A 13,644-nucleotide genomic window follows, 5' to 3' on the forward strand; every position below is an offset into this window, starting at 1 on the left:
CGCCCTCCCGGAGGACAGCCCCCATGGCTCGACCCACCGGCTCGTCCAGCCGCACCAAGGCTGAGGCGGGCTCCAGCGACAACCGCGCCGGCGGTGATCCCGCACCGCACGACGACAACATCAGCGGCACGCGGGCCGACTACGCCCCCACCGGCGCCGACCCCACGCCCACGACGGGCGGCACGCTCAAGCGCACGGTGAAGGAGTTCAGCGAGGACAACCTCACCGACTGGGCCGCCGCTCTCACCTACTACGGCGTCCTGGCGCTGTTCCCGGCCCTGGCTGCCCTGGCGTCCATCGTCGGCCTGCTCACGGACCCCGAGGAGCTCACCACCGCGCTCACCGAGGTCGTCCCGGAGAGCGCGGCGTCGACCCTCGAGCCGGTGATCCAGCAGGTCGCGGGGAGCTCGACGGCGGCCGGTTTCGGTCTGATCCTCGGTCTCGTCGGCGCCGTCTGGTCGGCGTCGGGCTACGTCGGCGCCTTCACCCGGGCGGCCAACATCGTCTACGAGACGCGCGAAGGCCGGAAGTTCTACAAGTTGAAGCCGCTGCAGCTGCTGATCACCCTGGTCGGCATCCTGTTCGCCGCGCTGATCCTGGCCATGCTGGTGCTCAGCGGCCCGGTGGTCGACGCGATCGGGCAGGCCATCGGCCTCGGCGACACCGTCCTGACCGTGTGGACCTGGGCCAAGTGGCCGGTCATCCTCGTGCTGCTGGCGCTGATGATCGCGGTGCTCTACTACACGACGCCGAACGCCAAACTGCGCGGCTTCAAGTTCGTGAGCCCCGGTGCCGGCGTCGCGATCCTGGTGGCCGTCGTCGCCTCGGCCGCCTTCGCCTTCTACGTGGCGAACTTCGGCAGCTACAACGCCACCTACGGGGCGCTGGCCGGTGTGGTGATCTTCCTGATCTGGTTCTGGCTGATCAACGTGTCGCTGCTCTTCGGCATCGAGCTCGACGCCGAGGTGGAGCGCACCAAGGAGCTGAAGGAAGGCGTGCCGCGGGCAGCGAAGGAGATCCAGCTCGACGCCCGCGACGAGCCGGACGACAAGCAGACCACCTGACCTGACGGACGCCCGGACGACGACGGCCCCCTCCCGATCCGGGAGGGGGCCGTCGCGCGTGCGGTGTCAGCGGCTGGTCGGGGGCCGGTCGCCGCGGCGGGACAGCGGAACCCGCTCCACGACGCCGGCGACGGCGGCAAGACCCGAGCTGACCGCGCGGCCGACCGGGGCGAACCGGTCCGGCACGCGGCGCACGCCGGCGTCCACCAGGTCGCGGGTGCGGTCGAGGACGGTGAGGGGCAGCCCGGACAGCGCGTTCCCCGGTGGCCGGCGGGACACCGTCGGGTGCGGGCGGGTGGGCGACAGGCGCCGCATGAGCGCCCAGCGGCGGCCGAGCGCCCGCAGCTCCTCGGGGTCGAGCCGCTCCTGGAGCCGGGGGAGGAGCGCGTCCTCCTCGTCCCGGACGTCCTCGCGCAGCACCTCCACCAGCCGGGCCAGCCGGGCCGGGCGCTCCGGGGAGTCCAGCCCGTCGCGCTCGAGCGCGCTCACCAGCTCGTTGACCTCCTGGTGCTCCTCCTCGACGCGGCGGGTGAGGTCGTCCCCGTCGGGCAGCACGCGGCGCAGGACCGGCCACAGGACGGTCTCCTCGGCGAAGGCGTGGCTGAACACCAGCCGGTCGACGCGGGTGAGCACCTCCTCCTGGGCCGCGCCGGTCGACCCGTCCAGCTCGTGCAACAGCCGGTCGAGCTCGATGTGGTCACGGCGCTGGCGGGCGAGGACGCTGCCTGGGCCGCCCAGCTCCTCGACGGTCTGGTCGGCGATGGATCGGGACACGGGTCACCTCCGGGGTCGGGCCGGCTTCCTGCCCGGCCGGCGTCGCGGTCATGCCTGGTTGCCGGGGGAACCGCCGGGTAGGTGGGGATGACGTCTCCCCCAGGTCAGAAGGGCACCACCGCGATGAGCGACCGGTCGACGATCACCTCGGACTTCTACGACCTCGAGGCCCTGCTGGACGACGACGACCGGGCGCTCCTGCACCGGGTGCGCACCTTCATGGACGAGCAGGTCGAGCCGATCATCAACGAGTACTGGACGCGGGCGGAGTTCCCGCGCCAGCTCATCCCGGCCATGGCCGAGCTCGGCATCGCCGGCGTCTCCATCCAGGGGTACGGCTGCCGCGGCCGCTCGCCGCTGCTCGACGGGATGATCGCCATGGAGCTGTCCAAGGGCGACCCCTCTATCTCCACGTTCATGGGCGTGCACGGCGGCCTGGCCATGGGCTCGATCTACCTGTGCGGCTCCGACGAGCAGAAGGAGCGATGGCTGCCGGCCATGGCCCGGATGGAGCTGATCGGCGCCTTCGGTCTCACCGAGCCCGAGCACGGCTCCGACGTCGCCCGCGGCCTGCAGACGACCTGCCGCCGCGACGGGGACTCCTGGGTGCTCGACGGCGAGAAGAAGTGGATCGGCAACGCGAGCTTCGCCGACCTGATCATCATCTGGGCCCGCGACGTCGAGACCGAGCGGGTGCTCGGCTTCGTCGTCGAGCAGGGGACGCCGGGCTTCACCGCCGTGGACCTCCAGGACAAGATCGCGCTGCGCGTGGTGCAGAACGCGCACATCACGCTCGACGGCGTGCGGGTGCCCGAGGAGAACCGGCTGCAGGAGGCGCACAGCTTCCGGGCGACCGCGGACGTGCTGCGCATGACCCGCGCCGGCGTCGCGTGGTCGGCCGTGGGCTGCTCCCGCGGCGCCTACGAGCACGCCCTCCGCTACGCCATGGAGCGCAAGCAGTTCGGGCAGCCGATCGTGGAGTTCCAGCTGGTGCAGGACCTGCTGGTGCGGATGCTCGGCAACATCACCGCCTCGGCGGCCATGTGCGCCCGCCTCTCGCAGCTGCAGGGCGCGGGCACGATGACCGACGAGCAGGCCTCGCTGGCCAAGGCGTTCTGCACCATGCGGATGCGCGAGACGGTGGGCTGGGCCCGCGAGCTGATGGGTGGCAACGGCATCCTGCTGGAGAACCACGTGGGCCGCTACGTCGCCGACGCCGAGGCGATCTACTCCTACGAGGGCACCCGCGAGGTCAACACCCTGATCGTCGGGCGGGGCGTGACCGGGGCCAGCGCGATCGTCTGATGCCCACCCCACGCGGACTGCCGGACCCCGGCCCCTGTGGTTGAGTAATCCGGGTCACACCAGCGCCCCGAGGAACCCGCCGCACCGGCGTCCCGGGGGCAGCGCGAAGGGGGAACCGCCATGGCCCAGCCCGCGACCGAACCGGACCGATCCGCGTCGGCCCCACCGCCCGGGCGCCCCGAGGCCGCCCCGGCTGCCGGCGGCCCCGAGGAGGCCGCCGAGGCGGCGATGGGCCTGGACATGGTGCTCGTCGACGCCGCCCGCGGCCCGCTGCGGCGGATGGTGCCGCCGGCCGGCACCGCGCTGCGCTTCGGCTCGGCGCTGGCCCGCCGGCCCGACGTGGTGGCCCGCCGCGGCGGCGAGCTGGCCCGGGAGCTGGGCAAGGTCGTCATCGGGCGCTCGGAGCTGGCGCCGGGCAAGAAGGACAAGCGCTTCGCCGACCCCGCCTGGAGCGGCAACCCGATGCTCCGGCGGGCCATGCAGGCGCACCTGGCGACGGCACGGGTGGCCTGGGAGCTCATCGAGGACGCCGACCTCGACTGGCAGGACGACGAGCGGATCCGGTTCACCGCCACGAACCTCGTCGACGCGCTCGCGCCCAGCAACGTCCCGGGGCTCAACCCGGTCTCGCTCAAGGCGGTCATCGACACCGGCGGCGCGAGCGCGCTCCGGGGCCTGACCCGGATGGTCAAGGACCTGGCGAACCCGCCCCGCGTGCCCACGATGGTGGAGCCCGACGCCTTCGCGGTCGGCGAGGACCTCGCGGTGACGCCCGGCGCGGTGGTCTACCGCAGCGACGTCTTCGAGCTGATCCAGTACCGGCCCACCACGGAGACGGTGCGCGCCCTGCCGCTGGTGATGGTGCCGCCGACGATCAACAAGTACTACATCGCCGACCTCGCGCCGGGCCGCAGCATCGTCGAGCACTACGTGGCCAGCGGCCAGCAGGTGTTCATGATGTCGTGGCGCAACCCCGACGAGCGGCACGCCGAGTGGAACCTGGACACCTACGGCCAGGCGGTCCTGGACGCGATGGACGCCGTGGAGCGGATCACCGGGCAGGAGCAGGTGGCCCTGCAGGCCTTCTGCTCCGGCGGCATCATCACCGCGATGGTGCTGGCCCACCTGGCGGCCACGGGGCGGCAGGACCGGGTGCGCGCGGCCAGCTACGCGGTCACCGTGCTCGACTGGAACCGCGCGGGCACGATGTCGGCGCTCATGGACCCCGAGGCGGTGCAGGCCGCCACCGAGCGGTCCCGGAAGAAGGGCTACCTGGACGGCGCCCAGCTGGCCGAGGTGTTCGCCTGGCTGCGGCCCAACGACCTGGTGTGGAACTACTGGGTCAACAACTACCTGCAGGGCAAGCCCCCGCCGAACTTCGACATCCTCTTCTGGAACGCCGACACCACCCGGATGACCGCCGGGCTGCACCGCGGCTTCATCGACGTGGCACTGGGGAACGCGCTGACCAAGCCGGGGGCGTCGACCATGCTGGGCTCGCCGGTGGACCTGTCGGCCATCACGGTGGACAACTACGTGACCGCGGGCATCGCCGACCACATCTGCCCGTGGCAGGCCTGCTACCGCAGCACCCAGCTGTTCGGCGGCGAGAGCCGGTTCATCCTGTCCACCAACGGGCACATCGCCTCGCTGGTCAACCCGCCGGGGAACCCGAAGTCGACCTTCCAGGTGGCGGAGTCCACCCCGCCGGACCCCGACCGCTGGCTGCAGCAGGCCGAGACGACCAAGGGCTCCTGGTGGCCGGACTTCATGAGCTGGCTCGGCGAGCGCTCCGGCGAGGAGATCCCCGCGCCCGCGGAGCTGGGCGGGAACGGCCTCGAGATGCTGGCGGAGGCGCCGGGCACGTATGTCTTCGACAAGTAGCCCGGACGGGTCCACGACGGGCAGCCCGGACGTCGTCCGCAGCCTGACCGTCGGCCGGCGCACCCTGCGGGTGTCCGTCCGGCCCGGCCGGGACGAGGAGCTGCCGCCGCTGCTGCTCATGAACGGCATCGGGGCCAGCCTCGAGGTGCTGCAGCCGTTCGTCGACGCGGTGGACCCGCGGCGCACGGTGATCCGCTTCGACGTGCCCGGGGTCGGTGGCTCGCCGCGGCCCGTCGTCCCGTACGTGCTCTCCACGCTCACCCCGGTCGTGGCCGGGCTGCTCGACCGGCTCGGCCACCCCGGGGAGGTCGACGTGCTCGGCCTGTCCTGGGGTGGCGCCCTGGCCCAGCAGTTCGCCGTGCAGCACCGGCGCCGGTGCCGGCGGCTGGTGCTGGCGGCGACGGCGACCGGCACGCTCATGGTGCCGGCCAGACCGGAGGTGCTGAGCCGGATGCTCACCCCCCGCCGCCACCGCGACCCGGAGTACGCACGGGAGATCGCCGGCCTGATCTACGGCGGGACGATGCGCACGGAGCCCGAGCGGGCCGCGGCCGCGCTGCACAGCCACACCCGGGTGGGGCCCCGGCGCGGCTACTACTACCAGCTGGCGGCCAGCACCGGCTGGAGCAGCCTGCCGTTCCTGCGGCTGATCCGGCAGCCGACGCTGGTGGTCGCCGGCGACGACGACCCCATCATCCCGATGGTCAACGCCCGGGTGATGGCGAGGCTCATCCCCCGGGCCCAGCTGCACGTCTACTCCGGGGGCCACATCGCGCTGGTCACCGAGGCCGACCAGCTGGCCCCGGTGATCGACGCGTTCCTGGACGGGTGAGCCCGCTCAGCCCAGCCCGCTCCGGGCGGCGACGTGCCGCTCGTACCGCTCCAGGACGTCGTCGATCAGCTGGGCGTGGGTGTAGTTCATGACGTCGTAGCCCTCGGCGTCGCCGTTCCGGCCCCCCGGCTCCAGCTCGACGTCGAGCCGGGAGTAGCCGGGGTCGGTGGAGGCGCGGGCGCCGGATCCGCGCCGCGGCATCTCCCGCGGCCGGATGCGGTAGCGGAACGGCGCGCCGCCGGCCCCCTCCGCCTCGAGCTCCACCGAGGGGCGGCCCGCGTCGTCCACGGTCCAGTGCGCCTCGGCGGCGAGGTTCCGCGCGCGCAGCTCGGCCGCCACCTCCGCGAGCGCCGGCCGGGCGGTCTGGGAGAGGTACTCGTCGGCGCGCTCCCGGCCGCTGGGCACCGGCCGGCGACGGCGCCGCAGCCGCTCCCGGCGGCGGGCCGCCGGCCGGCGGGAGAGGCCGACCCGGTGCGGGTTGAGCGCCCGGTCCGCCTCGTTCCGCAGCGCGCGGTAGAGCCCGACCATGACCAGCAGCATCACGAACGCGAACGGCAGCCCCATGATGATCGTGGCGTTCTGCAGCGCCGGCACCCCGCCGACCACGAGCATCGCCGCGGTCAGGACGCCGGTCGCGACCGCCCAGACGATGCGCGTGCCCGCGGCCGCGTCGTCCTGCGGCCGGGGCAGCCGGGAGGAGAGGTTCGCCATCACCAGGGCACCGGAGTCGGCGGAGGTCACGTAGAACAGCAGCCCGACGAACGTCGCGATGGAGGCGATCAGCGGGAAGGCCGGGTACTCGGCCAGGAGCGTGTAGAAGCCCCGCTCCGGCGTGTTCATGGCGGTCTGCCCGAACGCGTCGTTCCCCTGCCGGATCAGGTCGATCGCGCTGTTCCCGAAGATCGAGACCCACATCAGGATGTAGCTGAACGGGAGCAGCAGCGTCCCGGCAACGAACTGCCGGATGGTGCGGCCGCGCGAGATGCGGGCCAGGAAGAGGCCGACGAACGAGGCCCAGGCGATCCACCACGCCCAGAAGAACAGCGTCCAGCCGTTGAGCCACTCGTCCGGCCGGTCGTAGGCGAAGGTGTCCATCGTCCGGCCGGGGAAGCTGCTCACGAAGTCGCCGACGTTCTGCACCAGGCCGTTGAGCAGGAACGCGGTGTTGCCGGTGACGAGGATGAACCCGGCCAGGCCGAGCGCGAGAACGACGTTCAGCTGCGAGAGCCGCTTGATCCCCCGGTCCACCCCGCTCACCGCGGAGACCGTCGCGACGGTCACCGCGAGCGCGATCAGGCCGATCTGCGCGGCCCGGCCCTCGGGGATGCCGAAGAGGACCGACAACCCGTAGTTCAGCTGCACGACGCCGATGCCCAGGGAGGTGGCGACGCCGAAGATCGTGCCCAGCACGGCGGCGATGTCGACGGCGTCGCCCAGGCCGCCGTGCACCCGCCGGCCGAAGATCGGGTAGAGCACCGAGCGGATGGCCAGCGGCATGTTCATCCGGTAGGCGAAGTAGGCCAGCGCCATCCCCATCAGGGCGTACATGCCCCAGCCGTTGATGCCGTAGTGGAACAGCGTCCACACCGTCGCCTCGCGGGCGGCGTCCACCGTCTCGCCCTCCCCCACCGGCGGTGCGAGGTACTGGGTCACCGGCTCGGCGACGGCGAAGAACATCAGGTCGGTGCCGATGCCGGCGGCGAAGAGCATCGACGCCCAGGCGAAGGTGCTGTACTGCGGCGCGGAGTGCTCCGGGCCGAGCTTCACCCGCCCGTACCGCGAGAACGCGATGGCCAGGACGAAGACGAGCACGGCGGTGGCGAAGGCGATGTAGAACCAGCCGAACCACTCCGACGTCCAGCCCACCAGCGAGCCGATCGTGCCGGCGGCGGACTCCGGGGCGGCCATCGCCCACAGGGCGATCGCCAGGACACCGGCGCCCGCCCCGTAGAAGACCCGGTGCTTCAGACCGACTTGCTGCTCGGCGCTCTCGATGTCCTCACCCACCGGCCGGATGTTGGCACACAACGAGCGATCCGGCAGCCCGACCGCGCGCCCGGCCGCTCAGCCGCCGGCGCCCCGCGCTGGTGCGAAGGCCCGCCGGACCCGGCTCCAGCGGTCGGGCGTGCGCTCGGCGTCGAGCAGCTCGGTCTCCGCCAGCACCCGGTCGACCACGTGCTGCGGCGGCGGCTCGAAGGGCCGCAGCGACCGCCCCTCCGGCGTGCGCAGGCCGTCCACCGCCCGCACCAGCGATCCGCCGGAGGCCTCGACCGCGGCGGCCACCGCGGCCGGGTCCACCCCGAGGTGCTCGCCCAGCAGCCGGTGCCGCATGCCGAGGACGGCGCCGGCCGGCTCGGCGCGGCGCGGGTCGTCGGCCCGGGCCTCGATCGTGAGGTCGCACTCGGTGTCCAGCCCCATGGACCGGTTGTTCAGGTTGGAGCTGCCGATCCGCAGCAGCCGGTCGTCCACCACCAGCACCTTGGCGTGCACGTAGATCGGCCGGCCGCCCTCGGTCACCGGCACGTACATGCGGAACCGGTCGTGGACGTCGGCCTCCCGCACCAGCCGGAGCAGCCGGGCGCGGGCGGTGCCCATCGCCTTCTCCTCCAGCCAGCCGACCGCCGACTCGGGGGTCACCAGGACGAACTCCGGGCCGTCGGGCTCTCCGAGCCGCTCGGCGATCGCCTCGGCGATCCGGCGGTTGGCGAAGTACTGGGCCTCGATGTAGACGGTCTCCCGGGCGGCCGCGACGGCGGCCAGCCAGAGCAGCTCGATCTCGTGCACGAGGTCCTTGCCGCCGTGCCGGGGCCGGGTGCGGGAGATGGCGACGTCGACGTCGGTCAGCAACGCGTCCAGGCCCTCGGGCCAGCACGGCCGGACGCCCTCGACCGGCCCGAGTCGCCGGCCGGTGCCGCTCTCCCACCGCTCGCGGGCCAGCTCGCCGAGCGCGCGGGCCACGGGACCCGAGACCAGGCTGGTGACGTCGTGCCAGGGGTCGGTCGGCCGCCGGGAGTGCGGCCGGTGCCGGTGCCGGTCCCAGTCGCGGTGGTCGGTGGTGTCCCACCGGTCGGCGGTGACGTCGATGCCGCCGGCGAAGGCCAGGCAGTCGTCGACCACCACGATCTTCTGGTGGTGCGCGGCGCCCAGCGGGTGGTGGTGGTCGACGGCGAACCGGAGCCGCTCGTGGGTCCGGCGGCGGAGCAGCGGCACGGGGAGCACCCCGCGCCGCAGCGACTCCAGCATCCCCATGCCCCACTGCAGGACGCCGATCTCCAGCGCGGGGTTGGCCTGCACGGCCGCCTCGAGCACCCGGCCGAGCCGGTCGTCGCGCGCCCGGCCGGGGGTGCGCGGATCGAGCCGGATGCGGGGCTCGAAGTCCCAGCCGATGAACAGCACCCGCCGCTCCGCCCGCAGGATCGCCTGCTTGAGGACGGCGAAGTAGTCGGCGGCGTCGACGAAGACGGTGTACTGGTCGGCCCGTTCGACCCGCCAGCACGTCTCCCCCGGCACCAGGACGGCGTCGCCCCGGACGTCGGCGCCGGCAGGGGTCGCCGGGGTGGGGTCGGTCATCGCGCCAGTCTGCCGGAGCGCCGGGTCACGCCTGGCCGGCCGGCTCGCTGCGGCGCAGCAGCGCGCCGGCGTCGGCCGCGGGCATGGGCCGGTAGAGCAGGTAGCCCTGGGCCTGGTCGCACGCCTGCGCCTTCAGCAGCGCCAGCTGGGCCGGCTCCTCCACGCCCTCGGCGACCACGGTCAGCCCGAAGGTGTGCGCCGCCCGGATCATGAGCGCCACCAGCTCCCGGTGCGCCGGGTCGGCCGACGCCACGAAGCTGCGGTCGATCTTCAGCGTGTCCACGGGCATGTTCCGCAGCTGCCCGATGGAGGTGTAGCCGGTGCCGAAGTCGTCGATGGCGATGCCGACACCCATGGCCCGCAGCTCGGTGAGGTGGTCGTAGGCGATCGGGTCGTCGACCAGGACCGTCTCGGTCACCTCCAGGATGAGCAGGCCGGGCGGCAACCCGGAGGCGGCCAGCGCGTCGGCGACGTCGGTGACCACCCGCCGGTCGGCCAGGTGCCGTCCGGAGATGTTGACGGCGACGGTGGGCTCGGGCTCCTCGTCCGCGATCGCGGACTCCGCCCGCCACTGGGCCAGCTGCCGGGTCGCCTCGTGGAGCATCCAGCGGTCGACGTCGCCGATCAGCCGGGAGCCCTCCGCCACCGGGATGAACTGGTCGGGCGGGACCAGCCCGATGCCCGGGCGCTCCCAGCGGATGAGCGCCTCGTAGCCGGTGAGCCGGTCGGTGGCGACGTCGACGACCGGCTGGTAGGCCACCAGCATCTCGCCGTTGCCCAGGGCGGCGGCGATGGCCGCCTCGAGCTCGGCCCGCTGGTTGAGCTGGAGGCGCAGCGTCTCGTCGAAGATCTCCGCCCGGCCGCGGCCGTGGGCCTTGGCGCGGTAGGCGGCGGTGTCGGCCTCGGCGAAGAGCACGTCGGCGTCGGTCCCGCCGTCCCGGCTGACGGCCACGCCGATGCTGGCGCCGATCCGCACCGGCGTGCCGGCCACGGGAATCGGGTCGCGCACCGAGGCGATCAGGCGGTCGGCGAGCTCGAGCAGGTCGTGCTCGGTGCGCACCGGCTCGACCAGGACGACGAACTCGTCGCCGCCGAGGCGGCAGACCACGTCGCCCGGGCGCACCGCCGACCGCAGCCGGCGGGCCACCTCGCGCAGCACCTCGTCGCCGGCCGCGTGGCCGTGGCCGTCGTTGACCGCCTTGAAGCCGTCGAGGTCCACGAAGAGCAGCCCGGTCATCTCGCCCGACCGCCGGCCGCGGTGCAGCGCGGAGGTGACCAGCGTGACGGCCTGGGCGCGGTTGGGGAGCTCGGTGAGCGGGTCGTGGGTCGCCTGGTGGGCGAGGGCGAACTGCAGCTCCTCGCGCTGGCGCACCGAGTTCACGATCTCCTTGACCGAGGCGTGCACGACCTCGCCCAGCGGGCCGGGCAGCGGCTGGTCGAGCAGCGCGTCGTCCAGATCGCCGCGGGCCACGGCCTGGGCCTGGTCCTGGATCCGGCGCAGGCCCGCGACGGCGGAGCCCAGCGCGGCGGAGACGGTGCGCACCTCGCGAGGCCCGGCCACCTCCACCTCCACCAGCGAGCCCTCGCTGATCTGGGTGGCCTGGCCGGCGAGCAGCCGCAGGGCGCGGGCGACGCTGCGGCCGAGGAGCAGGGCGCCGAGCAGCGAGCCGGCAAGGGTGCTCCCGCCGAGCACCAGGATCATCTGCAGCCGGTCGTTGGCGCGCTCCCGGTCGGCGGAGACCAGCGCCTGCGCCTCGTCGACGGCGGTGGCCACGAGCTCGGTGAGCAGCTCGAGGCGCTCCTGGCTGGCGAACAGCAGCGTCACCATGTCGCTGATCGCCATGGTCTGCGCGCCCTCGGCGGCGAGCCCGGCGGCCAGCAGGGTGTCGACCTGGACGACCGCGGGCTCGGCCTGGATCCCCCGCCACGCGTCGAGGAGCGCCGGCTGGGAGAGCCCGTCCATCTGCCGCTGCGCGTCGGTGTAGTCCAGCCACGTGGTCTGCCACGCGGTGCGGGACCCGATGACGCTGTCGCCGCCGCCGGAGAGCATCGAGCCGAGGTACATGGGCATCTGCCGGCTGGCGCTCTGGACGAGTTGGGCGACGGTCTGCGCATCCCGGATGGCGTGCAGGGTGGCGGCCGGGATGCCTTCCGACGTCGCGTCCGCGGCGGCCGCCTTCTGCGCGGTCATGAGGTCGTTGGAGACCGCGAGGAAGCGGATGTACATGTCCTCGACGTCGAGGGCGCCGGAGTCGCTGTGGTCGCGCAGCGCGGCGAGGTCGGCGGCCGCCCGGGCGGCCGCCTCGGCGCCGACCGAGCCGGCGGGGATGTCGGCGAGCGCGGCGTCGGTGAGCGCCCGGGCCCGGGCCGCCTCCTCGGTCGCCGTCGACCGCTGGAGCTGCAGGAGCATCGTCGGGATGCCGAGAGCGGCAGCCGCCGCCGGATCGTCGATCACCCGGAGCGACAGGATCGGGATCATCTCCTGCTCCGCGCCGCTGCGGGCCGCGTCGAGCAGGGCGAGGGTGCGGACGGCCTCCTCGGCGCGCTCGGCGCTGACCGCCTCGGCGTGGCGGGCCTGGGCCGCGGCCGCGGCGAGCACGACCACGCCGACCAGCGGCAGCAGCACCAGGGCGGCCAGGTACCGCCACAGCGGCGCCCCGCGCCGACGGCCACGATCGGTTCCCCGGAAGATTCGCACGTTTTCGTATCGGGTCGGGTCCGCCGCGCCTTGAGGACGGAGCCCACCTCCTCCGGGTGAGCCGCCGGTCGCACCCGGGGAGCGCCCGGCCCGCACGAGCGGAACCGTCAGACCCACGGGGCACGCTCGGGCGCACACCGCGACACCGAGGAGAACCGTGACCGCCCTGCCCACCCGTGCCCACCGACCGGCCCCGGCCGGCGCGCCGACCAGCGGCCCCCGGTTGCCGTCCCGGCTGCGCGGCCGACGGGTCCTCGTCCTCCCGCCCGCACCCGCACGGCTGCCCTGACCTGCCGCGAGCGGCTGCCGCTCAGCACGGCCGTGCGGTCACCAGGTGGCAGCCGGTCACGCCGAACTGCTCGATCGGGAACCCCAGCTGGCGCAGGAGCGTGCCCACGGCGGTGGTCATGGTGCGCTGCACCGCCGTCTCCATCGCAGCGCCGCGCACCTGCTCCACGCTCATCCGGTCGTGCTGGCGCCAGGTGACGAGCACGCCGAGCCCCGCCGGGTGCGGGGTCAGGCAGACCCCGCCCGGGCGCGCCTCTCCCGGAGCAGCTCCGGCGCAGTCGTGCAGCGGCAGACCGGCCTCGAGCAGCGCGGCGGTCACCTCCACCGCCAGCGTCGTCAGCCCGTCCTCGTCGTCCTCCATCAGCGGGTCCCAGTCCTCGGGCAGCCGGTCCAGCTCCCGCCCGAGCTCGGCGAGCCAGCTCTGCTCCGGCGGGGACGGCCGCCGGGCCACGCTCCCGTCGGCCCGCCGCACACCGTGCACGGCCTTCGCGGTCTCCGGCAGGTGCCCGGACACGGTCGCCCACTCGGCGTCGACCCGGTCCTCGAACGGGCCGGCCAGGGCCGCGCCACCGTCCTCGTCGACCAGCCACCAGGCGGCCGGCCCCTGAGCGAGGCGGCGCCCCGCCGGGTGCGTGGCCAGGCCGACGGTCCCGCGCTCCGCGGCGGGCTGTCCGGCCCCGCGCGGGTCCGCAGCCACGGGGGCGGTGACGCCGCGCGCCGGCCCCTCGGCCGCGGCGAGCGCCCGCTGCGGCGCCCGCACCGCGTTGCGCTCGAACTCGTAGCGAGCGGTGGAGCTGATCCCCAGGACGACGACCAGCGCGAGCAGGAAGACGCACCCGAGCAGGGGCGCGGCGATCACGACCACGTCACCAGGCACGCCAGGCCCCCTGCGGTCCCTCGCCCCACGAGGAGGCGCGGGCGGAGAGCTCCTGCACCCGGGAGGCCCACCGATGGCTCGGCAGCCGGCCCGGCGCCGGTGCAGGGGCCGGCTCGTCGGTCATCAGGTCCAGCAGCAGCGCCAGGGCCTCCGAGTCGGGGACCTGACGGGCGGGGACGGCTGAGGCGCCGACCAGGGCCGCAGTGGGGTGCACGGGAACTCCTCACGGTGGTGCTCCGCGGCTGGGGAAGCGCCGCGGAATGCCCGAAGGCTAGGTCCGCGCCGGGCCTCGGAAGGGCGCTCCGACGACCCTCCCGACCGCCCCGTGTCCCATTCGTTGCGCAGTGCACCG

The 13,644-nt window shown here is 74.0% G+C and carries 10 protein-coding genes; 4 read left to right on the forward strand and 6 right to left on the reverse strand.

The features are described 5' to 3' along the window. Window positions 1–23 precede the first annotated feature (23 nt). The gene (locus BD833_RS08905; protein WP_166532797.1) at window positions 24–1,064 is read left to right on the forward strand and encodes a YihY/virulence factor BrkB family protein; all 1,041 of its coding nucleotides are present in this window, start codon (window positions 24–26) and stop codon (window positions 1,062–1,064) included. A 66-nt stretch (window positions 1,065–1,130) separates the two neighbouring features. Here BD833_RS08905 and BD833_RS08910 read toward each other — a convergent pair whose 3' ends face one another. Further along, window positions 1,131–1,838 carry a hemerythrin domain-containing protein gene (locus BD833_RS08910; RefSeq protein WP_166532798.1) on the reverse strand — a complete coding sequence of 236 codons (708 nt, stop codon included), beginning with the start codon at window positions 1,836–1,838 and terminating at the stop codon, window positions 1,131–1,133. A gap of 87 nt (window positions 1,839–1,925) precedes the next feature. Here BD833_RS08910 and BD833_RS08915 point away from each other — a divergent pair, with 87 nt between their 5' ends. The 3 genes from BD833_RS08915 to phaZ all read left to right on the forward strand — a co-directional run bounded on the left by BD833_RS08915 (window position 1,926) and on the right by phaZ (window position 5,859). Continuing rightward, the gene (locus BD833_RS08915; RefSeq protein WP_243737544.1) at window positions 1,926–3,143 is read left to right on the forward strand and encodes an acyl-CoA dehydrogenase family protein; all 1,218 of its coding nucleotides are present in this window, start codon (window positions 1,926–1,928) and stop codon (window positions 3,141–3,143) included. 120 nt (window positions 3,144–3,263) lie between these two features. Further along, a complete protein-coding gene (locus BD833_RS08920; protein ID WP_208092479.1) occupies window positions 3,264–5,027 on the forward strand; it encodes a PHA/PHB synthase family protein in 1,764 nt (587 codons plus the stop codon). After that, window positions 5,011–5,859 (forward strand): poly(3-hydroxyalkanoate) depolymerase, encoded by an 849-nt coding sequence (gene phaZ / locus BD833_RS08925; protein ID WP_166532799.1) that lies wholly within the window; start codon window positions 5,011–5,013, stop codon window positions 5,857–5,859. The genes BD833_RS08920 and phaZ overlap by 17 nt, the downstream gene beginning before the upstream one ends. 6 nt (window positions 5,860–5,865) lie before the next feature. On the opposite strand, the gene betT is transcribed toward phaZ, so the two are convergent. The 5 genes from betT to BD833_RS08950 form a co-directional block, all read right to left on the reverse strand. Continuing rightward, entirely contained in the window at window positions 5,866–7,866 is a 2,001-nt protein-coding gene (gene betT / locus BD833_RS08930) for a choline BCCT transporter BetT (RefSeq protein ID WP_166532800.1), read from the reverse strand. A gap of 57 nt (window positions 7,867–7,923) precedes the next feature. Continuing rightward, window positions 7,924–9,429, reverse strand: coding sequence for a phospholipase D-like domain-containing protein (locus tag BD833_RS08935; RefSeq protein WP_166532801.1), 1,506 nt, complete (start codon window positions 9,427–9,429; stop codon window positions 7,924–7,926). Between the two features lie 25 nt (window positions 9,430–9,454). After that, window positions 9,455–12,127 (reverse strand): putative bifunctional diguanylate cyclase/phosphodiesterase, encoded by a 2,673-nt coding sequence (locus BD833_RS08940; RefSeq protein WP_166532802.1) that lies wholly within the window; start codon window positions 12,125–12,127, stop codon window positions 9,455–9,457. Between the two features lie 310 nt (window positions 12,128–12,437). Further along, the gene (locus BD833_RS08945) at window positions 12,438–13,292 is read right to left on the reverse strand and encodes a hypothetical protein (RefSeq protein WP_243737545.1); all 855 of its coding nucleotides are present in this window, start codon (window positions 13,290–13,292) and stop codon (window positions 12,438–12,440) included. After that, window positions 13,282–13,506, reverse strand: a complete 225-nt coding sequence (locus tag BD833_RS08950; RefSeq protein WP_166532803.1) for a hypothetical protein — start codon at window positions 13,504–13,506, stop codon at window positions 13,282–13,284. The genes BD833_RS08945 and BD833_RS08950 overlap by 11 nt, the downstream gene beginning before the upstream one ends. Window positions 13,507–13,644: the final 138 nt, after the last annotated feature.

This window comes from Blastococcus xanthinilyticus (assembly GCF_008124835.1).
Lineage (GTDB): Bacteria > Actinomycetota > Actinomycetes > Mycobacteriales > Geodermatophilaceae > Blastococcus > Blastococcus xanthinilyticus.

Excerpts from the sequence above, each read along its gene's own strand:
- BD833_RS08935 (WP_166532801.1), bottom strand. The coding sequence starts at position 9,429 with ATGACCGACCCCACCCCGGCGACCCCTGCCGGCGCCGACGTCCGGGGC.
- BD833_RS08920 (WP_208092479.1), top strand. The coding sequence starts at position 3,264 with ATGGCCCAGCCCGCGACCGAACCGGACCGATCCGCGTCGGCCCCACCG.
- phaZ (WP_166532799.1), top strand. The coding sequence starts at position 5,011 with ATGTCTTCGACAAGTAGCCCGGACGGGTCCACGACGGGCAGCCCGGAC.
- BD833_RS08915 (WP_243737544.1), top strand. The coding sequence starts at position 1,926 with ATGACGTCTCCCCCAGGTCAGAAGGGCACCACCGCGATGAGCGACCGG.
- BD833_RS08905 (WP_166532797.1), top strand. The coding sequence starts at position 24 with ATGGCTCGACCCACCGGCTCGTCCAGCCGCACCAAGGCTGAGGCGGGC.